This window comes from Virgibacillus sp. FSP13 (assembly GCF_054048505.1).
In genome coordinates this window covers 164,187-190,730 of record NZ_JBSVKG010000002.1, presented here as the reverse complement: position 1 = coordinate 190,730, position 26,544 = coordinate 164,187, and the positions used below count along the sequence as shown (strand labels likewise).

Here is a 26,544-nt window from a genome sequence, read left to right as displayed (position 1 = left end):
AAAAGCAGCCAATTTTGGTTGCTTTTTATTTGTTAGCTAAAATGAAAATTAGATATAAATTTCACGAAATCACTTTCAAGTTGGTGATCGTATTTGTAAACAATATACATGCTTGCGGTCGGTAAATTCATAAAAGGAACTGGAACCTCTAACAATCTACCCTCCAACATTTCTCGATTAATGATGGATTTAGGTAAAAAACTAATCCCAATCCCCTCTAGAACAAAACGTTTTGTGATATGTGCTTGATTCACTTTCATCAACTTATATGTACTCATAGAAGTTTTCAATTGTTCCTTTATGGATCCCCAGTATGCTGGATGATTGTCAGTGAAAATAATTTGACCTTCTAAGAGTTCTTGGGCATCAATAATTGGCCCAGATTCTGCATCATAGCCATCATGACTACATACAAGGCTAACCGATTCTTCATAAAATTTTACTGAATTAATTGTTGAAAGTCCAGGTAAACAGGATAACCCTATATCGATTTCACCACTATCTACTACATAGGAAATCTGCTCTGATTCCAAAACTTGAATAGACAATTCCACATGGGGGTATTGCTCTGTGTATTGACGTAAGATACTTGGCATAATTGTATCGGCCATCAATGCTGAAATTGCAATACGAATTGTTTTATAATAACCCTGCTGGAAACGATTGATCGTGTTGATGCTTTTATTATACTGGGCTATTATTTCCTTCGCCTCAAAGTAAAACAACCTACCTAATTCTGTTAATATTATATTTCTTCCGTTTTTAACAAATAGTTTGTTGCCCAGTTCTTTTTCTAATTGTTTAATATGAAATGTTACAGCTGGCTGTGTAATAAACAATTTTTCAGCAACTAAGCGAAAATTTTCACATTCTGCAGCTAGAATAAACGTCTCTAATATACGTTTGTCCATTAAGACACCTCAATTAATAAAATATATTTATTATTATACAACAAAATATTAAATTTTCATAATTATAAATGTGGTTTACACTTATAGTTAGAAAAGGAAAGGGGAGAGAATAATGTATCAACCAGGATTAAAAGGAGTAACTGCTGTAGAAACTGCATTAAGTCATATCGATGGTGACAATGGTGTGTTACTATATCGTGGGGTACCAATACAGCAACTTGTAAACAATCATTCCTTTGAAGAAACCGCGTTTTATTTATTACATGGAACTTTTCCAACTGAAGAAAGCTTAGCAATGTTTCAAGCCGATTTAATTGCGAATCGACATCTACCAATGTATATGAAGCGAATCATTGATAATTTGCCAGTTGAGCAATCCATAATGGACGTATTACGAACAGCAATTTCTTCGATAACAAGTAATCGTGTTTCTAATATTGATAACGCGATTCAATTAATTGCAATTATCCCAACAATTATTGCATACCGTTACAGGAAATTACGGAATTTGACTGAAATTGAACCAGATACTAAACGAAATCATGTAGAAAATTTCATGTATATGCTTACCGGGGATGTAAATAAAAATCACGTACATCTACTTGAAGCGTACATGATCATGACGATGGAACATGGCTTAAATGCATCCACATTTGCAGCCAGAGTCACAATATCAACACAAAGTGATCTTACTTCAGCAGTCACTTCAGCAATTGGTACGATGAAAGGACCATTACATGGTGGCGCACCATCAGGAGTAATTGACCTTTTAGATGAAATAACCACAGAAAATCGTATAAGTGAAATAATTCACAAGAAGCTTGAGAATAAAGAAAGAATTATGGGATTTGGACATCGTGTATACAAAACAATTGATCCACGCGCAGAAGCACTTAAAGAAAAAATTTTAGCATTGGATGAATTACCAGATTGGGTTGAATTAGCATTAAAAACAGAAAAGGAAACGATCGAAATATTAAAATCACATAAGCCGGATCAAAAACTATATACGAATGTTGAATATTATGCAGCAGCAATTATGAAATCAATAAATATAGATTCAAAATTATTCACGGCAATTTTCAGCTCAAGTCGAATTGTTGGCTGGTGTGCACATGCAATTGAACAGGTAAATAACAATACAATATTTCGACCAAGTGCAAACTATATTGAAAAATAAAAGAAACTATACAAAAGAAATTCACGGTTTATTTTATCGTGAATTTTTTATTTTGTCTCACTATCACTAGTATACTTGATTATTGAGACGCGAATTGGAGATTTTAATATAACTTCCTATAATATATATTATGTCTACTAGAAAAACGACATAAAAAATTAGGATAATATACTCACCCTAAATATTGACCAGCCCTCTTTTTATTTTTTTCTTTTTGCTAAAGCATTTTTATGCGTTTTATATTTCTTGTCCTTCAGTTGATCAATTGGTAATCTCTCCAATTGAAATGAGTTATATTTTCTTTTTAAAAACAAACCTTTATCTTTATACATCCAGTCGGAAAAAAGCTTTATCGTCTTTCTTCCGCTAACGTAGACTCGATAATGAGTATCGTGTTCCGTAAAATTTGTTTCGAATCCTGCTGTCTCAATTTCATTTCTAAGGGAAATCATAAATTCCTTGGATCCACCAACAATACTGACAAAATACTTGTGATATATCACAGTTCCATCCCCATCAAAATACCCCCTGATAAAGTGGCTCATGTATTGTTTAGGTATTTCAGGAAAAGTTATTTGATGTGATTTGTTAGGCATTATGCCATGAATTTTCATAAGGTCTGACTTCATAATCTTACTGTTCAAATTAAGCAGGTATACTCCTGTCATTTTATTTTTATAAAGTGGCTGAGTCGAGCCTACTTCCTTTTTTATATCTTCCAAAATATATTTTTCTTTCTGAGCCATGCTGACATATTGTGAATTACCAGGCGCAATTGTCCCATCAGCAACAAAAAATCCCAAAATATAAGCCATATTATTTGACCACGTTTTAAAATAATCTTCATTCAGGGTATATTTTCGTTTCCAACTCCCAATTGGGCGCATTTTCACATCATGCTCCTTCAGCAACATCTGGACGTACCTTGCTGATACATTTGCTAGTTTACCAATTTCAGTAGTTCCCCTTCCTTCCTTATACAAATTAATAATTTCATCTACACCTAAAGTTCTTTTCCGAAATCCCCCTTTACTCACACCAAACACCTCCAATAGTCAAGTAAAACGTATGTTCTGTGTATATTATATATTAATTTTCTAAATATATCAATTACGGCAACATTTCCACTAAAAGGACTTCCTAATCATTAAATATAGATTCTTCCACAACACTAACGGTATGAAATTCTAAATATACAGATTTCGTGCTTGCTGACTGGGGTAATACTTGCTAAGATATAGATAAATCACAGGCTATTTAAGAGGGGGTTTGGAAATATGACGCATTTGGATAAAAACAAAACCTATACACTAGATGAATTTTTACTATATGTTAATGAAGAGCGTGCAGAATTATATGAAGGTACCCCAGTGTTTATGGCACCAGCATCGTTTGAACATGAAAACGTCATCGCAAATATGATTGGAGAATTCGGGATCGCACTTAAAGGAAAAACATGTTATGTATTTGGCAGTAATCTTCAAGTTGTCTTTCCATTTAAAGACGAAAAAAAAGGAAAAGATGATGTAGTTGTATTACCGGACATTTCCGTTGTATGTGATAAAAATAAACTACGTAATAAACGTTGTTACGGAGCACCAGATTTGGTTGTCGAAGTACTATCTCCAAGTACAGGACGTAATGACCGATTACTTAAACGGAATTACTATGAGAAAGCTGGTGTAAAGGAATACTTAATCACTGATTATCAAAATCAAGCAATCGAAAAATATGTACTCCATGAAAATGCCCTTAAGCTGGAAGAAATCTATTCTAGCGAAAATCATCCTTTCGTATCAACATGCTTTCCAGACATTACTTTTTCTCTTGACGATATATTTTCTTTTTAAAGGTTGTTCAAAAAGTTACCAAATAATAAGCGGCGAATCTCTTCGTTGGGGTAAAAGAACTTCTGCTAAAACCGCCCACGACAATAGCCAACGCAGAAGCCAGCACGTCCTGTGCAAGTCCGCTCCTCATGAACCTATTTATGTACATTCCGGGGCTCAAAGCTACGCCGCCTCGACCTTCTTGCTTCTAATTTGGAAACTTATTATCCCAATCACTTTACAATTCTCGTCAGGTTAATTTTTCTCTTATTTCTCTTTTTAAAATAGGAAAAATTAAAAATGATAGGCATCGTGACAGCGGAAGCTAGAGAATAATGTTGCCTTAACAAGTAATACTTGTAAATAAAATACGGAATTTTTATAAAGGATGATTGCAAATTGACTCAATTGGATAAAAATAAAACGTATACACTAGATGAATTTTTACTACATGTCAAAGAAGAGCGCGCAGAACTATATGAAGGTATGCCTGTTGTTATGGCACCAGCATCCCACGAACATGAGGCCACCATTGCAAATTTAATTCGTGAAATTGGTACCGCACTTAAAGGAAATACATGTCAGGTATACGGAAGTAACCTTCAAGTTATCTTTCCATTTAAAGACGAAAAGAAAGGAAAAAATGATGTGACCGTGCTACCTGATATTTCCATTGTATGTGATAAAAGCAAACTTCGTAAAAAGCGCTGCTACGGGGCGCCTGATATGATTGTGGAAGTACTTTCTCCTAGTACATCTAGAAATGATCGACTGCTTAAGCGTAATTATTATGAAAAAGCCGGCGTGCAAGAGTATTTAATTGTTGACCATCAAAATCAAGCAATCGAAAAATATGTACTTCGTGAAGATGCATACCAACTGGAGGAAATTTATTCTAGTGAAAATCAAGACTTCATATCAACACGCTTCCCGAATATAACCATTTCTATTAATGATATATTTTCTTTTTTGGATTGAATGAAATATTTTTCGAAAACCTTTACCGCCCAAATTAGCAAACAGTCGTGGGTTAATCCGAATCCGTATAATCAGATTAGAGTTACATTTTGGATACTTCAGACGATCTTTTGATACGTTTCTTTATTACAGATCACATACAACTCCGCATCATCAGGTATCTTTTCATCTAATCGCCTATTAATATCTAATTGCTCATGATCTGCGATTAATGTTGCGCCTTGATCTAGCAAGTCATGAAACGCATCTTGGTAAGTTACCCATTTTTCCTTTTTTGGAAGCTTGAAAAGATCTTCACCATGTTGCCTACTGATTAATTGCGAATATACTTTACTAACACCTTTATACATTGCAGAACGGACCGCTAAGCTTGAGATAGTTTCTTGGGATAATATAAATTCATCGACTTTCACATGTGAAAAGTTTGATACGTGTTTTTCTACCAATATTTCTACAGTTGTATGTACAATTGGTGCTAATCGCTCCACTATTATTGCAACAGTTAAAGTCCTAGCATCACGTAAGGATGGGTCTTGAATGTTGTCATCCGAAAATATGATTACTGACTTCGCCTTGGAAATATTTGCTTTTTCAAAAGTCTCTTCCTCCGATAAATCCCCTTGAACATAATGAACTCGATCGGACGCAATGTCAATCGGAGATTTTGGCAATGTATCAATAATCACAACTTCCACAGAAAAATTCGAATTTAAAATTTCGCGTACAGCAGATTCTGTTTTCTTTCCCCACCCAATAATAATAATGTGATTCTCCCTTGTATAGGCCACTTTACCTTCCTCCTTTTTCCGTCTAAAAATAGTAAGTGCATCAATGATTTTTCCAATAACCACACCCAATAAACCAATCCCTATTAAATACATAAGCACAGCAAATAGTTTACCTGATAAAGTCATTGGGGAATAATCGCCATAACCTACAGTGGCAAAGGTTGTCATAACAAAATAGAATGAATTTAGCAGACTTTCAAAGTTATCTGGTTCTAACAAATAAACAATGAAGGTGCACAAAACAACAAAAATAACGGTAGACAGAAATAACGTCAGGTTTCTCATCTTAATTAAATTTAATCCCAACTTTACAAAAAAATGCACAGGCCTTTCCCTCCCTATGTTTAATAATGCGAAGAAAACATCCCTTCTTCCATTTAAACGCTTTAGATCCTTTTTCTCCGTATGGTCAAGCAAGTATATCTTCTTGGAGAACGGAAATCATTTCGTTTCTACTCTATCTTACATCATAACAAAAAAACCATTACAAATAGAATGGTCTACTAACCTCTACGTAAAATCCCTCTAAAATTTACTCTTATTCTAGCATGCTTGTCAACAATTTCACTAATTTTTTAAAAAATATAGATCCTTATCGTAAAACATGATTAGACCTATTTCAATTCATTTTATTTATCATAATACATTTATGAATTAACTAACTCCTATCCTTTCCCCCTCCCCACTTTTCCTGCAATTGTCGTATCTCTTCTTTATGTGTAATCTCCTCTTTTGGTGTTTCCAGAATAAACGGAATATCCGCTAATTGTGGTGTGTTAATAAACTGATTAAATTGTCTCTCGGTTATGTATCCTTGGTGACCAAAAATATTGGCATGTCGGTCTTTACCTGATCCGGCATCGTATTTAGAATTATTAAAATGGATTACTTTTAACTGATCAAAATACCCGAGTTTCGTTCCTTTACTCATCACATTCTCCCAATTTTCACCAGTCCATAATCCACTTGCAAAGGCATGACACGTGTCCAGACAAAATCCTAATTTTCCAGGGTAGTCACATAGGCTACGAACCTGAACAAGCTCTTCTAATGTCGTTCCAATCGATCCAGGCTTCCCCGCAGAGTTTTCCAACAGTATTTTGCAATTACCTTTCCATTTACTAAGAACCTCATTTAACATGTCTATCATTAACTGATAACTTACTAATGGATCATCACGGCTGATCTGCTTGCCGAAGTGTACAACTACACCAATCGAACCACATGCATCAGCAATCTCTAGATCATTTTGTAATGATTGAATAACATTATTCCTTTTCTGATCACTTTTAGGTGTCAAACTTGTGGGATAAGGCATATGTGCAACAGATTCAAGGCGATTCTGTGCACAAAAATTTTTACATAGCTTCGCGTCTTCCCTATTAAAAGCTTTTACAGACAAACTCCTTGGGTTCTTCGGGAAATATTGAAAAGCTGAGGCGTTCATCGATGCAGCTAATTCTGCTGCCCCTAAATAACCATCTTTTATCGAAACATGACTGCCAAATTTCATGAAATCTCCACCTAACGTTGACATTCTGTACAGTAAAATGTTTTTCGAGACGAAATTTCATCTTTGGTAATTATCCTACCACATCGATTACATGCTTCCCCTTCACGGTCGTAAACATATGTATTATAGGCACCTGTTTTGGAATCTCCTTTAAATAGGGGTTGATCCATGTAGCCTCCATATTGAATCGCTTGCTGAAGAACAAAGCGGATAGATTGATACAATTGAACTTTCTCATTGTTATCCAGTTCATTCATTTTCCGTTCCGGTAACAGCTGTGCATGCCAGGCAATTTCATCCGAATAACGATTTCCAATTCCAGACAAAAATTCCTGATCAATAAGAGTTGTTTTAATTTTACCTCTCCTGTCTTTAACAAGGTCCAAAAAAGAGTCCAGTGAAAAATTTACGTTTAACGGCTCCGGACCTAAATTACTTAATTCATCTTTTACCTCATCCGCTGAAAAAAGATGCAGATACCCTAACCTTAATCCAATAAAATAAAGATGATCGTTACCAAAAGACAACCGAACTTGAATGGTACGTTCCGGCTGTTCATCCGCTTTTCCATAAAACATCCAACCACCTAGCATGAGATGCAGCAGTAAATAGGAGCCATTTTCAAGGTGAAAAAGTAAATATTTGGCTCTCCTTTCAACAGCCTTGATCTTCTGATTTTGAACCTTATTCTTAAAAGTTTCTGGTTCTACATTTATTGATTTTTCCCGATTTATAGCTACTTCGGTTATTGTGCTTCCATCGATCTTTTGCGCAAGTAAAGACTTATACGTTTCCATTTCTGGTAGTTCCGGCATTTTAGAGCCTCCATAATAAGATTTTTATATTATTATTACCTAATTATTGTCATTGTATCAATTACAAAAAAAGCCTACATGGATTGCAGACCCAAAGTTATTGCTGTTATTTCTTGTTTTGAACGATCGGCCCTGGATAATCATATCTACTTAATCTTTTTCATCGCTGTTTCTTTAATGATCAGTAGCATCCCACTCAATTAAATACAAAATTATCAACAACGTCTTTATTACTGCATGGTCACCATCAATAAATCACCTAAACAAATAGTATTTCTGCACATTTCGCTTTCCTTTCTATATATGTCCAATACAGATTTAGTTGACAACCATATAATAGTAGTAACCCCATTTGAAAAGGAGGTAATTTTTAGATGAGCTACGGTGGTAACAATGGATTTGCGTTAATTGTTGTCCTCTTTATCTTGCTTATAATTGTTGGAGCAAGCTATGTAGGCGGCGGATATGGCGGTGGGGTTTATTAAGATTTAGGCCATAAGTAAGCCCCTTCAGATAAAAGTTGAGAGAGCCTTTTACGGCTCTCCCAACTTTTTCCTTCCATCCAATCAAAACCAATATTCATTTTTTGTACCGATTAAACTCCCGACAAAAAAGGTTAATTTGAATATGCCCCACTACTTTGATAGGCGTATTAAAGAAACCTTTTTATATTTCTAGTCCTTATGTGTACAAGCAATGCATATATTTTAATAAGTACGGTTCAGGAGGATAAAGATGTTTACCATATTGGAAAAGACGATTGTCGGCATGGCGCTGCTACGTATACTTTCAGGATGTATCGAAGTTTTTGCTGCGTATCTCATGATCCGCTTCAATGACATTGAAAAAGCACTTATTATTAATACTTCACTTGCTTTAATTGGCCCTTTAATTTTAGCCATAACAACCGCAATTGGCATATTGGGAATTGCCGACAAGCTATCATTTGGGAAGTTTTTTTGGATTATTTTAGGTGTTGGATTTATTATTTATGGGATAAAAAGCAACGGATGATCCATTGCATAAAAACGACCCGCTACATCACATAGTTTTTCGTTTGCTTGCGATCCATAATTCGCCCTAAAATTTCTTCTACATACCTAGAAAAAGCTGGATTTGTACGCTGACGTGGCCTTGGTAAGTTAATCGTCTGATTCAGGCTTATAGTTCCGTTTTCAATTAGAACGACCCGATCTGCCATTGCGACAGCTTCTTCTACATCATGGGTTACAAGGATAGAGGTAAACTTACTTTTTTGCCATAGTGATCTAATCAAATCCTGCATTTCAATTCGAGTAAGCGCATCAAGCGCCCCTAACGGCTCATCAAACAACAAGAGTGATGGGTCATGTACTAGCGCTCTCGCCAGTGCTACCCGCTGTTTTTGTCCACCTGATAGTTTTGCTGGGTATTCTTTCATCCGATCCTCAAGTCCGACCTGCTTTAAAGCTACCTTTGCTTTCTCTTTCGCATTCTTTGGCAGTCCGATACAAACATTATCGATGACACGCTTCCAGGGTAAGAGTCGGCCATCCTGAAACATGATCCGTGCATGTTCGTTTAATTGTTTAAGGGGTTTATCATTAACTAGGATTTCCCCATCATTGGTTCCTTCTAATCCAGCAATTAAACGGAGTAACGTACTTTTGCCACATCCACTCTTCCCAACAATAGCAACAAATTCCCCTTTTTTAATGGTAAGATCTAATCCCTCTAAAACGGTTCGGTCCGCATAGCTCTTTCCAATGTCCTGAAGTAATATATGATTTTTTTGATTTTGTTCAGGGATTACTCTCATTCCTTCTTCCGCTCCTAAATCCATTACGTATTCCATTGAAGTAACCTCCGTTCTAATGACCTCGCAATTACGTCTGATAATTTCCCAAATAAAGCATATAAAACAATACTAAGCACAATAACATCCATTTGCATAAATTCTCTAGCGTTCATTGCCATGTAACCAATTCCAGAATGTGCTGAAATCGTCTCCGCTACAATCAGCGTCAACCACATAACCCCAAGCGAAAAACGAACCCCAACAAGAATCGAGGACATTGCACCTGGAAGAATAACATTAAAGAATAATGCTCCCCCTTTTAACCCGTAAGCTTTACCCATTTCGATTAAACCTTTATCAACTGATTTAATACCATGATAGGTGTTAATGTAGACCGGAAATAAAACCCCTAATGCCACTAAAAATACTTTCGAGGTTTCATCAATTCCAAACCATAGAATAACTAACGGGATTAAAGCTAAATGTGGTATGTTTCTGAGCATTTGGATGGAAGTATCAAAAAGTAGGTCGGCAATGCGAAATACACCATTAAATAAACCAAACAAAAAGCCGATAATACCACCAATAAGAAATCCCGCTAATGCTCTTGTAAGACTTATCGAAACATGGCTGAATAATTCACCCGTTGAAAATAATCCAATTGCAGCTTCGAATACCTTTGTTGGCGCTGGTAGTATCCGTTCTGGGATAGCTCCTACCCATGAAAGAAATTGCCATCCGAATAACAATAACATCGGAATAAGCCATGGTATACTTTTTATCGCCATCTCCTTTATTTTGGGTCTCACTAGTCTGATCCCCCTTCCTTATTTCGATTGTTCTTTCATAACATCCGCAACGTTAATTTTTTTCGGAATAATGTTCAATCGATAAAACGTATCAGCAATCTCCTGTTGTTCCTTAATAATTTCCCCATTTATCGGATCAACACCATAAATACGTCGCTCGATAGCTTTTGTAATCGCATCTTCCTCAATATTTAAAATTGGAGCAAGCATTTCCGTCAATTCTTCATGATTATTGTTCGACCAATCAGATGATTTTTTTACCTCCTCCATAATGACGTCAATTTGATCTTGATGATCTTCAGCGAATGGTTCAGTCGTTATAAAAAAGTCCCGATCCGTTGTAAACCCTTCTCCGTTAACAAGTAACCTTGCCTCCGAATAGAGTTCAGTTGATGCGGTATATGGATCCCAAACGACCATGGCATCTACATCCCCTTGTTCAAATGCAATCCGCGCATCCCCGGGGGTTAGAAAAGCAGGTGTTATGTCAGAGTACTCTAGACCGGATTTTTCCAAGGCTTTTACAATTAAATAATGGGAACTTGATCCTTTTGCAAAGCTTACTGTTTTATTTTTTAGGTCAGCAATTTTGCTTATATCCGAATCGGCTGGAACAAGGATACCACTGCCCCTAAATTTCGATTTTCCGGCGGCAACAATCTGGAATGGCGTATTTGCAGCCTGGGCAAAAATGACAGGTGAATTCCCTGTTCTCCCAAAATCAATACTTCCTGCATTTAATGCCTCGACTAATGCTGGTCCGGCCTGGAATTCTTTCCATTCCACTGTATAGCCAAGTGAATCCAACCGTTCATCAAGGGTTCCTAATGACTTTAAAATAACTAGAGGACCATTTTTTTGGTAGCCAATACGAATAACTCGATCTTGTTCGGAATCAGCAGATGCATCATCACTTACGTTACAACCTGTCGCTACAATACATAAAAAGCAAATGATTAGTAGTGAAGTCCATTTTCTCATATTCCCTAAACCTCATCCCTTTATCAATGAATTTACATCTGTTTTTAGCCTATGTATAAATAGCGCGTAGGTTCCTGTCCCGGTTAAAATCAAGTTCGGATAATTTATCCCATTTTAGGAAAACTAAATGAGCAATGGCGTTTGACATGTATGGACAATGCAATGCCATAAAAAATAGAGGGGGTTATGCAATGGGTATGTTAAACAGTAAACCTCAAGAGGAGCCGCTTCATTCCGGAGAAGTGTTTCATCTTTGGTCATACTTACACAGCTCAAAGGCAGTACTTGTTACCATGCAGGTTTTGATCAATCATACAGGTGATAACGATTTAAAAGTTTACTTAGAAGAACTCCTAGAAAGCGGGTTTACCCAGGAAGAGCAACAGGTTGAAGCTATATTAAAGGAAACTGGTATTCGCCTGCCGCCCGCTCCACCAGATCGCCCCAACGTAGAAGTGCAGGATATCCCAGCCGGTGCAAGGTTTAATGATTCGGAAATTGCAAGCCTTGTACAAAAAGAGTTAATGACCGGGAAAATATTTTGTAGTTATATCATGGGAATATCTATCCGGGAAGACATCAGGACAATGTTTGGGGAATTTCATACACAAAAGGAAGAGTATGAGGTGAAACTCATGAAGATAATGAAAGAAAAAGGCTGGATCGTTTCTCCACCAATTAATGTAAAATAAACGACAATCTATGCAAGGAGTTGGAGAGGAAAGTGAAAACCAAAAATAAGGGTATGACCATCATCGCTATCGGATCCATCCCACTAATTATGACGTTAGGAAATTCGATGTTAATACCGATGCTTCCGGAAATGAAATCTTCCTTAGAACTAACACAAATGCAGGTTAGCTTAACGATTACCGTTTTTTCAATTGCAGCCGCTATATTAATTCCGATAATTGGTTATCTTTCTGACAGATTTTCACGAAAAATTATTATTGTTCCGTCGTTAATACTATTCGGACTTGGCGGATTACTTGCAGGTGCTGGTGCTGCTTTTTTTTCGCATTCGTACATGTGGGTTTTAATTGGTAGAACGATACAAGGAATTGGTGCAGCGGGGACAGCACCAATCGCTATGGCCTTAACTGGCGATTTATTTAAAGGAAGTGAACAAAGTCGTGTACTGGGGATTTTTGAATCATCTAATGGATTGGGAAAGGTTCTGTCACCTGTTCTCGGGTCGCTTTTTGCCTTGATCACATGGTTTTCTGTCTTTTTTGTATTTCCGGTTCTCAGTTTAATTTCAGCTTTACTCGTATTTATTTTTGTTAAAGAAAAAAGCAACCGGCAGACGCCTCCACCCTTTCCTAAGTATGTTCGAGGATTATTAAGTGTATTTAAACATGAAGGAAGATGGATTTTTACTACGTATCTTGCGGGAGGAACTTGTTTATTTACCCTTTTTGGGATCCTTTTTTATTTATCCGACATTCTGGAGAAGACATATAAGATTGACGGATTCATGAAGGGGCTTATATTAGCAATCCCATTACTTGTTATGGTAACAACATCATATATCACCGGGAGTAAAATCGGGAAGAACTTGGAACGGATGAAAAAACTCTCTGTAATCGGTTTTTGCCTTATGACTATTTCCTATGGATCACTTGTATTTCTGGAAAAACTAATTCCGTTTTTAGCTGTACTTGCAATCAGTAGTGTTGGCGCTGGGCTCGTTCTCCCATGTGTGAATAGTATCATTACCGGTGCCGTTGGGAAAGAGCGCCGTGGCTTTGTTACATCATTATATGGATCTGTCCGCTTTCTCGGTGTTGCACTTGGTCCGCCGATTTTTTCTCGTTTAATGGATTGGTCAAAGACTGGGATGTTTCTATCAATCGCTGCATTCACACTGCTTGTCGGCTTGCTTGTGTTAACCTTACTTCATGTGAAGGGGAAAGATGGGAAAGATAACAAAAATACAGTCTTTCGTTACAACTATATGTAGAGGTTATGGTTTTTTTCTCCATCCAAGTGTATAGCTTTGATGAACTGTCAGGTTACAAACATAATCCACTATCCTTGTTGAGATCCACTGACTAGTAAAAGCAAGCAAAATAATTTTCCAGTCAATAATCATTGCCGTAACAAGAAAGACAAGGCAATTAATGTAAAAGAGTGGCTTTCCAGGCAGGATCTCCTTTCCAGAAGCAATGATAAGAGCCACTACTCCCACACCGCCATTGGAGACCTCCTGGCGCATCAACATCCCGATCCCCGTACCAAGGAGAATAGAACCAAGTACAAGGTCAACAATCAGATTCCGATCTAATACAACAAATTGTTCAAAAAACTGTACGGAGACTGAAGTCATCGTAATCCCTGTAATCGTCCATAAGACAAATCGCTTCCCAAAATAATTCACACCAAGGAGAAGCATGGAAAAATTAACTGCCCAAAGTGCTAGTCCATAACTAAGTCCGAACCAGTAATTTAACAAAATTGCTATTCCACCAGCTCCACCTGATGGTATTGAATTAGGAAATAAGAACAGACCCATCCCCACTCCTTGAATGGCACCACCAGTTAATACTAGTCCATTTTTCATCAAAAATTGTCTCATTAGGCTCCTCCTTTGGGTTTCAATTATGGATTGGACAACTTCCCTCCTTATACTTATTCAAATTATTTAGGAAAAATGTTTGTATTAGGGAATACAAACAAACATAGAATTCCCTCTAACATATACTAGAAAAGGTATATCAATTGATTTATATGAGGAGATGATAATGATGCCTGCGGAAAGGGAAAACAAAAGGCGTGGGCCGCGATTTTGTATATTTCCAGGTTACAACTGGTGTGGACCAGGTTGCAGTGGTCCAGGTGCACCAGTAAATGCTGTTGATGCTGCCTGTAAAGCGCATGATATCTGTTACCGGAAGTATGGCCCGTCATGCAGATGTGATCAGGAATTTCTTCACCGTCTACAACCGCTGATAAACCCTCGTACACCAGAAGGACGTCATGCCCGGACACTTTATCGTTACATGAGATTACAATCGTTATTTACGTGCTAATGATCTGCGGGTCCTTCACCCGCCTTTTTATTATTGAAATCTAGAGTATGATAAAAGTAAAATAAAGCAAAATAGGAAAAAACGAGGGTCACAATGGGAATAACTAACTACGCAAAATTTCATTTATTTAAAGATGCGATTTTTTCTCTATCCTTACCGCTAAAAAAAGATGAAATCATCGCAAAACAATTTTTACTGGAGCAATCTCCTGACAAGAAGTTGTCCATTTACTACTCGCCAGTTGAATATATTAATGATGATGCTATTATTTTGATTGTTGGCATTACACCAGGTTTACACCAAATGCAAAAGGCATATTTAAAAACAAGACAACTCAAAAGCACTGGGCTTGATAATGAATCAATCCTACATCAGGCAAAACTTGCATCAAGCTATGAAGGGCCAATGCGGAAAAATTTGATTTGGATGCTTGATGAAGTAGGCTTACCTAATTATTTAGGGTTGGATACCTCAGCAGAATTGTTTGGCGATAAGAACCATTTTCTTCATACGACTGGTCTTATCCCCTACCCTGTCTTTTACAAAAACAAAAATTATACCGGCTCCACCCCCCGTTTGCTTTCAAATAATATGCTTTGCAGGTATGTACAGGATTGTTTTGTGAATGACGTATCCCGTCTAAAAAATCCTGTGATCATTCCATTAGGTGTAACAGTATCAAAAGTTTTATCTCACTTTGCATCTAAGAATCAGCTGGATGGTTGTTTGCTTACTGGTTTTCCACATCCATCAGGTGCAAATGGTCACCGTCACAAACAATTCATGTTAAATAAAGAGGGATTGAAAAGGGGTTTGGCTAGTTACTTTGATTAATCGGATTCGTTTAAAAATAGCATTCTAAAAACACCCTATTTAAACATAAGCCATTAACGTTCTTAGACAAGTTGATTCCTTAATAATTTATATAAGGGAGAGGGGGAAGGTCCATGAAATCTCTAGATTGGCATATGCTTATTTTTGTCGGAGTAACACTAGTTCATGATTATTGGATTTATTGGGGTTTTCCACAAATTGAATTTTGGGAAATGAAGCAGAAGTATGTCAAAGAAAATGATGACAAGAATGACGGACCAAAAGTGGCTTAATCAATTCAGTTAATGGAGTAAAACAATCAAATTGGGATGGGAGAAGTGTCTCCCCATCCCTTTTCTCTCGTTGGTTGATCGTAAATAATGAATACGTAAAAATTAACCTTGAAAAAGCTTCTTTCCCTTCTCATAAAAACGCTTCATATCATCCTCAGGGACAAGCGCACCACCTGTCGCCCATGCGATATGTGTTGCCTGTTTAGGATTTAGATTATGTTTCTCCATATAATTTGATTGAGCCACCTCTTCAGGACCTCGAAGACCCGCGGTTGCAGATGGCTCCAAATAAATATTCTCACTTCCAGCAAGCATATAAAGCAATTTGTACAATTCATCATCTTCTATCGTGTAAATCCCGCTAATTAAATGTTCGCTTATTGATGTTGCAAACTTAGATGGCCGTCCGACTGCCAATCCATCTGCCTCTGTATGATTATCAATTCCAAAATCTTGAACACACACTTTCTCTTTTTCACCTGTCATGATGCCGATTAATACTGCCGGAGAATGTGTTGGTTCCACAAAGAAACAATGAACATGGTCACCAAGGACCTGTTTTAGTCCGAATGTAACCCCTCCTGGAGAGCCCCCTACACCACAGGGTAAATAAACGAATAGAGGATGATCACGATCAACGTTGATATTTTTTTCTTTCAATTGTTTTTGCAGTCGTAATGCTGCAACACTATACCCTAAAAACAAATGCTTCGAATCTTCGTCGTCAACAAAATAACCCTTTGGATCAGCGAGCGTTTTTTGTCTGCCTTCATTTATTGCCTCACTGAAATCTCCCGCAAATTCAAGAACTGTTGCCCCATTTGCGCGAAGTAAATCCTTTTTCCATTGCTTTGCATCTGCAGACATATAAACAGATACATGAAATCCTAGCTTTGCACTGATAATGCCAATGCTTAGCCCTAAATTTCCGGTTGAACCAACACCGATAAAGTATTGCTGAAAAAATTTTTTAAATGGTTCACTGGCAAAAGCTTCATAATTCGTATTTGTAGTGATTAGTCCTGCTTGTATTGCCAGTTTTTCTGCATACTGCAATACTTCATAGATCCCCCCTCTTGCTTTTATCGATCCAGCAATCGGAAGTTCGTTATCACATTTCAAATAAAGCTCACCATCTAAAGGGACAGAACTGTTTCGTTTAAGTGCGTTCTTCATGACAGGAATCTTCTTTAATGGTGATTCAATAATACCATTTGTTTCCTTTGTTTCTGGAAATTCTTTTTCAAGAAACGGAATAAAGCGTTTCCATAAATCTGCTGCTTCTTCTATATCCATTCTTTTCACCGGCAATGATGGTAAATCTGCTTCATGTTTAAAAAATGGATTTAACCAACATACAGGGTGTAAATCAATAATTTCACTTAATAACGGATAGTTAGCTTTCCATTTAGTTATGACTTTTTGTGAGAAAACCATGTAATCCATCCCCTTCTACCTTCTGACCGATATTTTTTATTTTCCCTCATTATATTTACTTTAACATAAAATAAATGACGGGTTGATCTAGATGCTTTTTAACGGTACTTATTGGTAATGCTAAACCTAAAAAATATAGGGGTTATTTCTTTATAACGGGACAAAATAGTTGTGTAGACAAATTCAAGTCTGCACCAACTATTAGGAGGGCTTAAACATGGGCAAAAACAATAACAATTTCGATCGCAGAAATCGTAACAATAATAATGACAACAACAATCAGGATATTAATAATGTTGAATTTGCAAATGAAAATGAATTTCTAGACGAGAATGATTTTAATAACAACAATGACCGAAATAACAATAATAACAGACGGAACAATCGTAAATAATTGCACCACAAACCTGTATTACGAATGGCTTCATCATTCGAAATACAGGTTTTCTTATGTAAGCCCAAGCCCTTTAAGTATCAATAAAAAGATCATCAACTATTGATGATCTTTTTATTTGCTAACATTATTGTTGTTTATATTGAGGTTCCTCCGATTGCATATATTGCAAACGTGCATTTAGATTGTCAAGAACAGTTTGTTGTTGCTGTGCCATATTTTGGAACATTTGTTTTGCATTTTGATCTTGTGTTTCCAATGAGAAACTGTGTAAATTTGCAAGCGTACTTTCGCAACTTGCAATGGTTTGCTGCATTTTTGTACCGACTGTCATGTCTAAATCACCTCCCTCCGTATTAATTTCTCCAGTAACATTTTTTATATAAGCCAGTTACCGATGAAAAAAATGGCTAATCCTATCCTAGTTGTCATTACCCGGCTTATAATTATTTGAACCCTCGTTATGATTTATGTTTGTTGTATCAACATCCAGATACCCTTTTTGATTCAACGTTGCTAATGTAACATTTTGCATCTGCTCAAGTGTAATGTTATAGGATTGCAATTGATTCTCCAGCCATTCTTTATCTTTTTTGATGTACTTCAAATTATGTTCAACTAATTCTCCGTCAATAATAATCGGAATTGGTATAAAGGTTGGACTTGGTGACATGTTTAAATCACTTGGTTGAAGTGGACGTTTATCAGACATTGGTATTGCACTAAGTTGTCCAGTTTCCTCCAGCACAACCAACGCAAGTTCAGAAGCACTCGCATATCCCTTTTTCCGAAGTTGTCCCAGCAATTCTTCGACTGGAATTCTTACTTTACGAAGTCCTTGTTCATCGATATCTCCGTTTCTAACTAGTACAGTTGGTGAACTTGTAAGTACCTTTTTAAATTTATTGTTCAGATTTAGAAAAGAAAAAATTAAATAGACAATCGAAATAGCTACAGCAAAATAGGAAGCAATTCCCAACCTTTTCGTTACAATCGGTTCCGAAATAACTGTTCCCAAAATCAAAACAACTAATAAATCAAAACTAGTCATTTCCGAAACAGCTTTTTTTCCCATGATACGTAATAAAATATATCCTACAAGAAAAACAGCTATTGGATTCCATATGTAAAGAAAAGCAAATTCCAATCTTATCACCTCAAAATTTAGTATGACCCAATTTATAATTTCTCATGAATCATCCAATAATAAGTGGCGAAGGAGTGAAACGAGATGAAAAAATCTTGTACTGTATTCATTTTAATTGTATTTCTCCTTGCAGGTTGCGGGCTGCCAAAAGAGACAGAGGTGTCAAAAAGCATTCATAAAGGTATGACATATACAACCCAATCTTCCTGGGATAAAGCATGGGATGAAGTGAAGAATCTTGACGATTACTTGCATTTGCTCAATTACCGGTTAGATCGAAAGAAATATAAAAAAATGGATCAACAAGTAGAAAAAATAGGAAAGACGTTAATCGTTATGGATAAGAAAAAATCAATGAAAAAGTGGAAAAAGTTAAAGAAGACATGGGAAATGTTAATTCATAAAAATAGCGAGTAGTTACCATTAAGTTAGCGAACTACCCGCTTTCTTGGTTATCCAATTAATTTTGCTAAATGTTTAAATTCTAGCTCAGCAAATTTATTATTAACTTTCGCTTGATCATATTGCCATACCGCTGTTTCCAATGGGCAACTTACGGGTACGTCACATTTTATTTCAGCCAATTCCTTCGATAATTGCAGCATCTCCAGATTGGTTTTAATTTTTGTTCGGATTCCATTCGGTAATTGATCTATATGTTCTAATATATTATCAATCGAGTCATATTCTTTAATAAGCTTTAATGCTGTTTTTTCGCCAATTCCTTTTACACCAGGATAATTATCAGAAGTATCCCCCATCAATCCTTTTAAATCGATCACTTGTTTCGGGGAAATCCCGCGTTTTTCATAAAAATTATCGCTATCAAATACATCATAATTACCTTGTCCTTTTTTCATGATCGCCACACGAATGCCATCATCGACAAGTTGCAATATATCCTGGTCCCCGGTTAGAATTATGACATCATTTCCTTCGATCGCGTAATGTCTTGCAAGGGTACCAATGCAATCGTCAGCCTCAAAATTTTCCATTCCAACATTTGGCATATTAAACGCTTCGACCACTTCTTTAATTAAATCAAATTGAGGGATTAGTTCCTCAGGCGGCGCGCCTCGATTCGCTTTATAGCCTGCATATAAATCAGTACGAAATGTTTTGCTTCCCATATCCCAACAGCAAATAACATGTGTTGGTTCAAAACGATCCACTGCATCAAGGAAATACCGCAAAAATTGATAAATCCCATTTGTTGGTATTCCTTTACTAGTCTTCATGAAATTGCCGCGAAATGCCGTTGCATAAAATCCTCTAAATAACAAGGCCATTCCATCAACTAATAATACGTTTTGTGTTCTTGCCATGTTCAACACTCCTAAATGTGGTGATTATCAATAATGGCAGCAAGTTTTTCCTGTTTCACTGTTAAGAACTCCATATCAACCGTTTCTGTTAACATCGATAGAGAATTATCAATGTACATATCGATATTTTTACGTGTCTTTTGTTGAACAGATTTAATAACTTGATCCCACTGTTTGCGATAAGTTTCTACCATTTTCTCTTTATTTTCATCGATATATTGCTGCGCGAAAGGGACTAATGTTTGATATATTTCCTCTTTCATCCGTTCTTTTTCATTTTTCTCAAAAAATGCTTTTGTACCTTTGAAAAGCGTTAACGACTTTTGGAATACTTGTTGGTCCAACCCTGTAAAAGCCTGTTGGTACTCAGGGGTGGTCAAATCAAAAGAAGCTAACCCAGGTAACATTAATTTTTTGTCGATCTGTGTTGATTTCTCATTGAATTCTAAATAAGCGTCCTTAGCTAAAGATTGCATATATGATTCAACCCTCAATGAAACAGCCCGTAATTCCTGAACAAGCTCATACCCTATATAATCCAATAGTCCATCCGTATTTTTCCGCAATTGAATCATAGCTTTTTTACCTGTTTCGGTAATGGTAGTCGGATTAAAAAATTCTTTAAACATATCATGAAAACGAATGCCTAATCTTTCTATTACATAATATAATTGCTTTTCTATTTTTTGTTCGATTTGCTGTGGGTATAAACCTGCGTTCATGTCATTAACCGCTTGTTCTAGCAATTCCCGTTTAGAAAAAAGATCTTCTCGATATTGTACCTTTTCCTGTTCATTTAAGCTTGCCGATTCAATATAATTGGTCACCGCTTGATAAGCCCGTTTGATGTCGAGCAATGCTGATTGTATTGACATAGCAGCTAAGTCGTTATGAATAAAATGATAAAATTCTCGTTCAAAATCAATCATTCTCTCACTTTGCGACTCATGATTTTGCTTTGCTTTTAATGCCTGTTTGCTAGAAACCGGAAACAATTTTGGAAAACGAATACCTAATTGAATTAGTTGATCTTCCACATAATCGGTTACTAAGTTAAGCTCATTCTCATCTTTAGCCAAGTCAGCTGCATTGACAATAAAGAACATTTTATCTAACTGGAACGCATCTTTCACTCGTCCTAACTGCATTAAAAAGTCTTTATCCGCACGTGATAGGGCATGATTATAATACGTAACATATAAGATAGCATCAGCATATTTAATATAGTCAAACGCAACATTTGTATGGCGAGAATTAACCGAGTCTGCACCAGGCGTATCAACTAATGTAATCCCTTGTTTTGTGATGGAGCAATCATAATATAGGTCAATTGATTCCACAAAACATGCTTTCGTTTCATCACTGACATACCCAGAGAAGTCAGCAATCGTTACCGTAAGATGTTCCCCAATTAAATCTTTATTTTCCGGATATCCGGTAATCATCGCTCGTAAATACGATTGATACATTTGCTGAAGATCGTCACTTTCATGTATCTCATTTTCTTTTATCCATTGAAGCAATTCAGTTAAATTTTCAGCTGAAGGCGAAAAATGCTTTGTGATCGTCCGTAAATCATCATACAAATCTGCGGTACTTTTCATATGGACAACGACAGTGCCATGCCCATGTTTTTCTGTTGTTGGGCAAATCCGATTAATCGCAGCTGTTGTCGGATTAGGTGATACAGGTAAAACACGTTCACCAAGTAGTGCATTGGCAAACGATGATTTTCCGGCACTAAATGCCCCAAATAGCGCAATCGTGTGGGTGCGATTGGCCAGTTGTTGCTGTTTTGTCCTCAATTCGTCAACAATTGTTTGAAATCCGGATACTGATGATATAGTTTGAATTGTCTGCTCGATACTTGATTCAACATCTTGTAATGATTGTGTTTTTTTATTTTGCTCTAATGGCTCTGTAGGATTTTCGGTAACTGATGGTTTATCATCTGTTGTAATTGGCCGTTTAAAATCGCGTTGTTCCATAGCGCTATATTTTTCAAGGAGTTCCTCTTCTAAGGAAATATCAGCATTTTGATCTGGATGAAGTAAGATCTCATCAATAGTCGTTTGTTTATCTAGCAACGCCTGTTCCATATTTTCAACCGTGTCCAGCTGCATAAGAATTGCATTTAATTCCTCACGTTCTGTTTCATAGGATGATAGATTCGCATTATTTTCCCGTGTTACTTTACGATCAATTATATTCCATATTTGCAGTGCTTTCGTTTTGTATTTTTGTTTAATATCGTTGCTGACATCATTCGTATAATTTAAAACCGACTCTCCTGTTACTTTCGCGCCAGATTTTACAAGGGTAAGCAAATCTTCCCCAGTGTAATCAATGGAAAGAGCTTGAACGGATTCTACAAGCTCTCGATCAGTAATCCCAAATTGTTTTAGTAAATCAGCCAATTTGTCACGTAATTTCCATTGTACAACTGCTTCCATGTTCTCACATAAGGAATTAAAAAATGTTTGCAGACGATTCTCTCTTTCTTCGTTCGTCTTCTTTTTGGAACCGAACAATCCGACCTTGAAATCGTCTTGTTGACTTTGTAAAAATTTCTCCGCTTTTTCCCGAATTTCATAGGGCATAAGATAAGCATTTTGTAATGTTGTTTGCAGTTCGCGGCGGAATTTTTGTTCAAGTTGACGATGTGTGTCCTCCATTGAAGCAATTTTTTGTTCGATCTCATTTTTTTGTGCTAGTACTTCTGCTTTATCTGTCTCAACCTTGGATAAAGAGCTTATTTTTTGATTGTATTCATTCGTTAAATAATGCTTATGTTCATTTACTACCTGTTGTACCGAATTGATTAGGGATCGATTGGCATCCTTATTTGTTGTCATCAAAGTAAAAAGATCTGATTTAAGTTTTTGAAATTGATTATGTGCTGCCTGATCATTGATTAATGATGAATAATAAATTGCTTCAGGTATAATGTTCCATTGATCAAATGTTTGGCTAACACTTGTTTCAAATGCTTGAAAAGATAATTCCGTTTCATCATGTTTGTCAATTTGATTAATCACCACAAAAAATGGAATTCCTTTTTCATTTAGTGTGTGCAAAAACTGCAGGTTAACTTCAGATTGGACATGATTATAGTCCATAACGTACACGAGCATATCAACAAGGTGCATCGATGCTTCCGTAATTAAACGATCGGCATCATCTGCTGCATCAATCCCAGGTGTATCAAAAATCACTGTGTTTGCTGGAACAATTTTTCGAGAAGTACTCAATTCAATTTTCTTAATCGTATCTTTGTCCTTGCAATAGTCTTTAATCATTTCGATGTCATACGGTTCTTTATACTCAATTGGTGCATCATGATGAAAATAAACACGTGCGACCCCATCACCAGAACTAATCTTTACAACGTTTGCACTGGTTGGTATGGGGCTTTCTGGCAGAATATCTTCTTCCAATAATGTGTTAATCATGGTCGATTTCCCTGCCGAAAAATGGCCAGCAAAACTGACAACGAATTCTTTCTTCTTCGTTTTTTCATATAACTCTAATAATTTGATTGCACTTTTCTCATCACCATTTTCTAGTATTGCTTCGTAAAGTGCGGCTAGTTGCTTTGTTTGGATTTGTTGTGATGGCAATGTAGTGATTGATTCCAAGATGTACAATTCCCTTCTTATTAACAATTCATATACGTTCATTATACGTTCTTTATCTTCGCAATGCTACCTGAATATTAGATATGTGGATATTTCTTTAATCCATGTTTATCTCTTAATTCCAAACCTCTGGAAAGGATATAAAGTGAAAAAATAACGAGAACAAAAGCAAGCAATGGATAAAAAAGTACCCAGTGATAATCATAGACAAAGGAGCGCCACTGTCCGATCAATCCTGCCCAATCATGGGTGACAGATAAATACACACCTTCCCCTCCTTGGCGATAAATTGTTCCACCCAAGAATACATTAAAAATACCCAATTGGCCGATTAAGGATAGAACAAGGATAATTTCTTTAATAAACATGACCATTAATGTTCCCTTTAAATGTGGCAGTAAATGCTTCCGGGCAATACGAAAAGACCGTGCCCCTAATGCCTTAGAAGCGGAAATATATAAATTTTTCTTCAGCTCTTTTGTTTTACTAAATACAGCTGCATAAACACCCGGGATACCTACAAGTGTCATCAATATAGATTGTATTAAAATCAATTCCATCATCGAAAATGAGGAGTTAACAACAATACCGATCATGACAAAGTAAATGATAATAAATGCTGGTATACTCCCAAGCAGCCCAAAGCTACTTCCAACTTTTTCATGATTATTTCTAATTCCGTTTAATAAGCCAAACAAAGCTCCGATTACAATTCGTAATAATGCGACAAGCACCCCAACAGCTAACGTATATTTGGCACCAAATAATAGCAGCGTTAAAATATCATACCCATACTGATCTGTTCCTAATAAATGATCACGTGATGGAGGAAACGGTGCTGCATAAACGCCAAAATCATCATTATCATTATAGTAATATCCAGAAGGCTCCATAAAATCTTCATCATAGGGTGCGAGTGCTGGTCCAAAAATCGCAATAAACACTAAAAATACGGTCAATATTATTCCCAACCATAATCGCCAATTAATCATAAGCAAAGGTCCTTTCTAATAGGAAAATAAATAAACGAATGCACCAATATAAGGTAATATATAAAACAACTAATGTAAGTAGCGTATTAGCCGTTAAATTATATTGGTAAGTACCTGAATTAAATAGCAGCCCAGCCAAACCACTAATATTAAACAAGTATTCAACGATAAATAGATTACTCATTAAAATCGCGATTACTTTATGTAAATCTGCTTTTAAATATGGAAGAACATTTCTAACGACATGCTGAATAAATATGTATATTTTCCGTAAGCCCTTTGCTTTTGCTGTCAATATGTAATCCTCTGTCAATACATCATAGGTCCGTTCGGATAATGATCGTATTAAATAAATTGTCGGGACAATTGTTAACGTTATCATCGGTAACAATATAGCATGTTCGTCAATCCCACGAGTTGCAATACGGGCAAGTCGATGACCGGTCGTTTGATAAAAGAAAACCGTTCCAATCTGTAAAAATAGCACCATAATGAAGTCTGGCACCATTCCAAAAAATCCGACAATATCTTTCATCCACTCTTTTTTTGACCTGCTGTGCCAAGAAGCAATAAGCAATCCAAAAATTATTGCTAGAATAATAGAAGCAAACAAATAGGAAAACGAGGTTAAAAAGTAGCTAGGAATAATTTCCGGAAAAAAGGGATTCCGATCTTTCCCCTCCATAATGTGCAATGATTCTCCTGTTGCAAACCCTGTTATGTATTCCTTAATAGAGCCAAACATAGCAGAGTAATTAATCAAATCCCTACCATAAATATCTATTGACAGTGGAAAAGCAACAAGTACAAGAATTAGCAAAATAGTCCCTAAAATAGATAATAAAATTCTCATATGTATGTACCCCTGTTTCTTTAGTTTATAAGGGTCTTATTACCCATAAGACAGAATAAGTTAAATTTATCACTTACAGAATTTTTAGTCAAGGTGATATAATTTGATAATTTAACTAAGACAAGACTCCTTAGAACCGAGCCTTATCTTGTCTAACTATTTTGGAATCCGAATACTTAACTTAATCGATAGTGTAATAAATTACCGTCAACTTCCCAAGTATTACAATCCTAATTAGCAATAAAAAATAGCAGAAGTGAATTTTTCTGCTATTTTTTATTATCAATTTCTATGCGATTAGTTATGACTTTTTCCCGTTTGCACCTCAAAAGAGAACGTCTTACTTTAATGACAGAATTCCTTTTAACCATCCTCTTTAATCTATAGTTAAATTAACTTTGTAGAAATGTATCGAATTACATCACCACGACTTATGACTCCTACAACTTTATTATTATTATCTACAACGGGGATTTTTTTGAATCTGTACTTAGACAAAATGGATAATGCTACATCTAGCTCATCATCAGGGTGAACAGTATGCGTTTCTTTATGTCGCATCATTTTTTCAACCTCATGATCGACAGCATACCCCAACTTATAACTCAAGTCTTCTCTCTCACTGACAAGGACAAGTGAAAACATATCATAAATCGTTCTAGCCTTAGGTTGTAAGTAACGAATTACGTCCCCATCACTAATCATTCCTAGCAATTTATTTTGTTCATCAACAACGGGAACGCCACCGATCTTATTTTTTACAAGTATTTCCAATAACTGTTTAATTGTCTTATCCTTTGTGATTGTGACCACATCGGTAATCATAAATTCGTTAACCTTCATTTTATCACCCCATATTAGGTCTATATAATAAGTATATTTCACCATTTAGCGAAATACAATTCTTAACAACTAAAAAATAGGGGATATTAAACGGTTGACTATCATACTACATAGAATCTTTAGTTTACATAATAACATTATTGTTAATAGAAATTTCCACATAAAAACCGTCATATGGATTACTAAAGCATCCCTA

The 26,544-nt window shown here is 36.1% G+C and carries 29 protein-coding genes; 12 read left to right on the top strand and 17 right to left on the bottom strand.

Annotated features, from left to right (window positions below):
• Nucleotides 1-32: 32 nt before the first annotated feature.
• A complete protein-coding gene (locus tag ACW2QC_RS02795) occupies nt 33-911 on the bottom strand; it encodes a LysR family transcriptional regulator (protein ID WP_457542459.1) in 879 nt (292 codons plus the stop codon).
• Nucleotides 912-1,023: 112 nt separating this feature from the next.
• On the opposite strand from ACW2QC_RS02795, the gene ACW2QC_RS02790 reads away from it, so the two are divergent.
• Entirely contained in the window at nt 1,024-2,091 is a 1,068-nt protein-coding gene (locus ACW2QC_RS02790; RefSeq protein WP_457542458.1) for a citrate/2-methylcitrate synthase, read from the top strand.
• Nucleotides 2,092-2,291: 200 nt separating this feature from the next.
• Here ACW2QC_RS02790 and ACW2QC_RS02785 read toward each other — a convergent pair whose 3' ends face one another.
• Entirely contained in the window at nt 2,292-3,128 is an 837-nt protein-coding gene (locus ACW2QC_RS02785; protein WP_457542457.1) for an LAGLIDADG family homing endonuclease, read from the bottom strand.
• 240 nt (nt 3,129-3,368) lie between these two features.
• Between ACW2QC_RS02785 and ACW2QC_RS02780 the strand changes: the two genes are divergently transcribed.
• Nucleotides 3,369-3,941 (top strand): Uma2 family endonuclease, encoded by a 573-nt coding sequence (locus ACW2QC_RS02780; protein ID WP_457542456.1) that lies wholly within the window; start codon nt 3,369-3,371, stop codon nt 3,939-3,941.
• Nucleotides 3,942-4,319: 378 nt separating this feature from the next.
• On the top strand, nt 4,320-4,898 hold the full coding sequence (locus ACW2QC_RS02775; protein WP_457542455.1) for a Uma2 family endonuclease: 579 nt from the start codon (nt 4,320-4,322) through the stop codon (nt 4,896-4,898).
• A 98-nt stretch (nt 4,899-4,996) separates the two neighbouring features.
• On the opposite strand, the gene ACW2QC_RS02770 is transcribed toward ACW2QC_RS02775, so the two are convergent.
• The 3 genes from ACW2QC_RS02770 to mutM form a co-directional block, all read right to left on the bottom strand.
• Nucleotides 4,997-6,010: a potassium channel family protein gene (locus tag ACW2QC_RS02770; protein ID WP_457542454.1), complete on the bottom strand. Its 1,014-nt coding sequence runs from the start codon at nt 6,008-6,010 to the stop codon at nt 4,997-4,999.
• 334 nt (nt 6,011-6,344) lie between these two features.
• Nucleotides 6,345-7,199 (bottom strand): deoxyribonuclease IV, encoded by an 855-nt coding sequence (locus ACW2QC_RS02765; protein ID WP_457542453.1) that lies wholly within the window; start codon nt 7,197-7,199, stop codon nt 6,345-6,347.
• An 11-nt stretch (nt 7,200-7,210) separates the two neighbouring features.
• Entirely contained in the window at nt 7,211-8,014 is an 804-nt protein-coding gene (gene mutM, locus ACW2QC_RS02760; protein WP_457542452.1) for a bifunctional DNA-formamidopyrimidine glycosylase/DNA-(apurinic or apyrimidinic site) lyase, read from the bottom strand.
• 374 nt (nt 8,015-8,388) lie between these two features.
• On the opposite strand from mutM, the gene ACW2QC_RS02755 reads away from it, so the two are divergent.
• Nucleotides 8,389-8,499, top strand: coding sequence for a YjcZ family sporulation protein (locus tag ACW2QC_RS02755; RefSeq protein WP_457542451.1), 111 nt, complete (start codon nt 8,389-8,391; stop codon nt 8,497-8,499).
• A 250-nt stretch (nt 8,500-8,749) separates the two neighbouring features.
• A complete protein-coding gene (locus ACW2QC_RS02750) occupies nt 8,750-9,028 on the top strand; it encodes a YqhV family protein (protein ID WP_106497478.1) in 279 nt (92 codons plus the stop codon).
• Nucleotides 9,029-9,050: 22 nt separating this feature from the next.
• On the opposite strand, the gene ACW2QC_RS02745 is transcribed toward ACW2QC_RS02750, so the two are convergent.
• The 3 genes from ACW2QC_RS02745 to ACW2QC_RS02735 are packed head-to-tail and all read right to left on the bottom strand — an operon-like array spanning nt 9,051 to nt 11,581.
• On the bottom strand, nt 9,051-9,848 hold the full coding sequence (locus ACW2QC_RS02745; RefSeq protein ID WP_457542450.1) for an ATP-binding cassette domain-containing protein: 798 nt from the start codon (nt 9,846-9,848) through the stop codon (nt 9,051-9,053).
• Complete coding sequence (locus ACW2QC_RS02740; protein ID WP_457542643.1) at nt 9,836-10,579, bottom strand: ABC transporter permease subunit; 744 nt, start codon at nt 10,577-10,579, stop codon at nt 9,836-9,838. The genes ACW2QC_RS02745 and ACW2QC_RS02740 overlap by 13 nt, the downstream gene beginning before the upstream one ends.
• A 39-nt stretch (nt 10,580-10,618) precedes the next feature.
• Complete coding sequence (locus ACW2QC_RS02735) at nt 10,619-11,581, bottom strand: sulfonate ABC transporter substrate-binding protein (RefSeq protein WP_457542449.1); 963 nt, start codon at nt 11,579-11,581, stop codon at nt 10,619-10,621.
• 191 nt (nt 11,582-11,772) lie between these two features.
• Between ACW2QC_RS02735 and ACW2QC_RS02730 the strand changes: the two genes are divergently transcribed.
• Nucleotides 11,773-12,273, top strand: a complete 501-nt coding sequence (locus tag ACW2QC_RS02730; protein ID WP_457542448.1) for a DUF3231 family protein — start codon at nt 11,773-11,775, stop codon at nt 12,271-12,273.
• 53 nt (nt 12,274-12,326) lie between these two features.
• On the top strand, nt 12,327-13,544 hold the full coding sequence (locus ACW2QC_RS02725; protein WP_457542642.1) for an MFS transporter: 1,218 nt from the start codon (nt 12,327-12,329) through the stop codon (nt 13,542-13,544).
• A gap of 3 nt (nt 13,545-13,547) precedes the next feature.
• On the opposite strand, the gene ACW2QC_RS02720 is transcribed toward ACW2QC_RS02725, so the two are convergent.
• The gene (locus ACW2QC_RS02720; RefSeq protein WP_457542447.1) at nt 13,548-14,159 is read right to left on the bottom strand and encodes a YitT family protein; all 612 of its coding nucleotides are present in this window, start codon (nt 14,157-14,159) and stop codon (nt 13,548-13,550) included.
• Nucleotides 14,160-14,319: 160 nt separating this feature from the next.
• Between ACW2QC_RS02720 and ACW2QC_RS02715 the strand changes: the two genes are divergently transcribed.
• The 3 genes from ACW2QC_RS02715 (at nt 14,320) to ACW2QC_RS02705 (ending at nt 15,719) form a co-directional block, all read left to right on the top strand.
• Entirely contained in the window at nt 14,320-14,613 is a 294-nt protein-coding gene (locus ACW2QC_RS02715) for a phospholipase (protein WP_457542446.1), read from the top strand.
• Nucleotides 14,614-14,706: 93 nt separating this feature from the next.
• Entirely contained in the window at nt 14,707-15,447 is a 741-nt protein-coding gene (locus tag ACW2QC_RS02710) for a hypothetical protein (RefSeq protein ID WP_457542445.1), read from the top strand.
• A gap of 113 nt (nt 15,448-15,560) precedes the next feature.
• The gene (locus ACW2QC_RS02705) at nt 15,561-15,719 is read left to right on the top strand and encodes a hypothetical protein (protein ID WP_457542444.1); all 159 of its coding nucleotides are present in this window, start codon (nt 15,561-15,563) and stop codon (nt 15,717-15,719) included.
• A 102-nt stretch (nt 15,720-15,821) separates the two neighbouring features.
• On the opposite strand, the gene ACW2QC_RS02700 is transcribed toward ACW2QC_RS02705, so the two are convergent.
• Nucleotides 15,822-17,156, bottom strand: coding sequence for a D-serine ammonia-lyase (locus tag ACW2QC_RS02700; protein ID WP_457542443.1), 1,335 nt, complete (start codon nt 17,154-17,156; stop codon nt 15,822-15,824).
• 217 nt (nt 17,157-17,373) lie between these two features.
• Here ACW2QC_RS02700 and ACW2QC_RS02695 point away from each other — a divergent pair, with 217 nt between their 5' ends.
• Entirely contained in the window at nt 17,374-17,550 is a 177-nt protein-coding gene (locus ACW2QC_RS02695) for a hypothetical protein (RefSeq protein WP_457542442.1), read from the top strand.
• Nucleotides 17,551-17,677: 127 nt separating this feature from the next.
• Here the strand turns inward: ACW2QC_RS02695 and ACW2QC_RS02690 are convergent, their stop codons facing one another.
• Both ACW2QC_RS02690 and ACW2QC_RS02685 read right to left on the bottom strand, forming a co-directional pair.
• Complete coding sequence (locus tag ACW2QC_RS02690; RefSeq protein ID WP_106497485.1) at nt 17,678-17,884, bottom strand: DUF1657 domain-containing protein; 207 nt, start codon at nt 17,882-17,884, stop codon at nt 17,678-17,680.
• Nucleotides 17,885-17,971: 87 nt separating this feature from the next.
• Entirely contained in the window at nt 17,972-18,697 is a 726-nt protein-coding gene (locus ACW2QC_RS02685; protein ID WP_457542441.1) for a DUF421 domain-containing protein, read from the bottom strand.
• Between the two features lie 84 nt (nt 18,698-18,781).
• Between ACW2QC_RS02685 and ACW2QC_RS02680 the strand changes: the two genes are divergently transcribed.
• On the top strand, nt 18,782-19,114 hold the full coding sequence (locus ACW2QC_RS02680) for a hypothetical protein (protein ID WP_457542440.1): 333 nt from the start codon (nt 18,782-18,784) through the stop codon (nt 19,112-19,114).
• 35 nt (nt 19,115-19,149) lie between these two features.
• On the opposite strand, the gene ACW2QC_RS02675 is transcribed toward ACW2QC_RS02680, so the two are convergent.
• The 5 genes from ACW2QC_RS02675 to ACW2QC_RS02655 all read right to left on the bottom strand — a co-directional run bounded on the left by ACW2QC_RS02675 (nt 19,150) and on the right by ACW2QC_RS02655 (nt 26,348).
• On the bottom strand, nt 19,150-20,022 hold the full coding sequence (locus ACW2QC_RS02675; RefSeq protein WP_457542439.1) for a 5'-3' exonuclease: 873 nt from the start codon (nt 20,020-20,022) through the stop codon (nt 19,150-19,152).
• Nucleotides 20,023-20,033: 11 nt separating this feature from the next.
• Nucleotides 20,034-23,660, bottom strand: coding sequence for a dynamin family protein (locus ACW2QC_RS02670; RefSeq protein ID WP_457542438.1), 3,627 nt, complete (start codon nt 23,658-23,660; stop codon nt 20,034-20,036).
• Nucleotides 23,661-23,737: 77 nt separating this feature from the next.
• On the bottom strand, nt 23,738-24,652 hold the full coding sequence (locus ACW2QC_RS02665; RefSeq protein ID WP_457542437.1) for an ABC transporter permease: 915 nt from the start codon (nt 24,650-24,652) through the stop codon (nt 23,738-23,740).
• Nucleotides 24,645-25,505, bottom strand: a complete 861-nt coding sequence (locus ACW2QC_RS02660) for an ABC transporter permease subunit (RefSeq protein WP_457542436.1) — start codon at nt 25,503-25,505, stop codon at nt 24,645-24,647. Before ACW2QC_RS02660 ends, ACW2QC_RS02665 begins: the two co-directional genes overlap by 8 nt.
• A gap of 387 nt (nt 25,506-25,892) precedes the next feature.
• Nucleotides 25,893-26,348 carry a CBS domain-containing protein gene (locus tag ACW2QC_RS02655; RefSeq protein WP_457542435.1) on the bottom strand — a complete coding sequence of 152 codons (456 nt, stop codon included), beginning with the start codon at nt 26,346-26,348 and terminating at the stop codon, nt 25,893-25,895.
• Between the last annotated feature and the right edge of the window lie 196 nt (nt 26,349-26,544).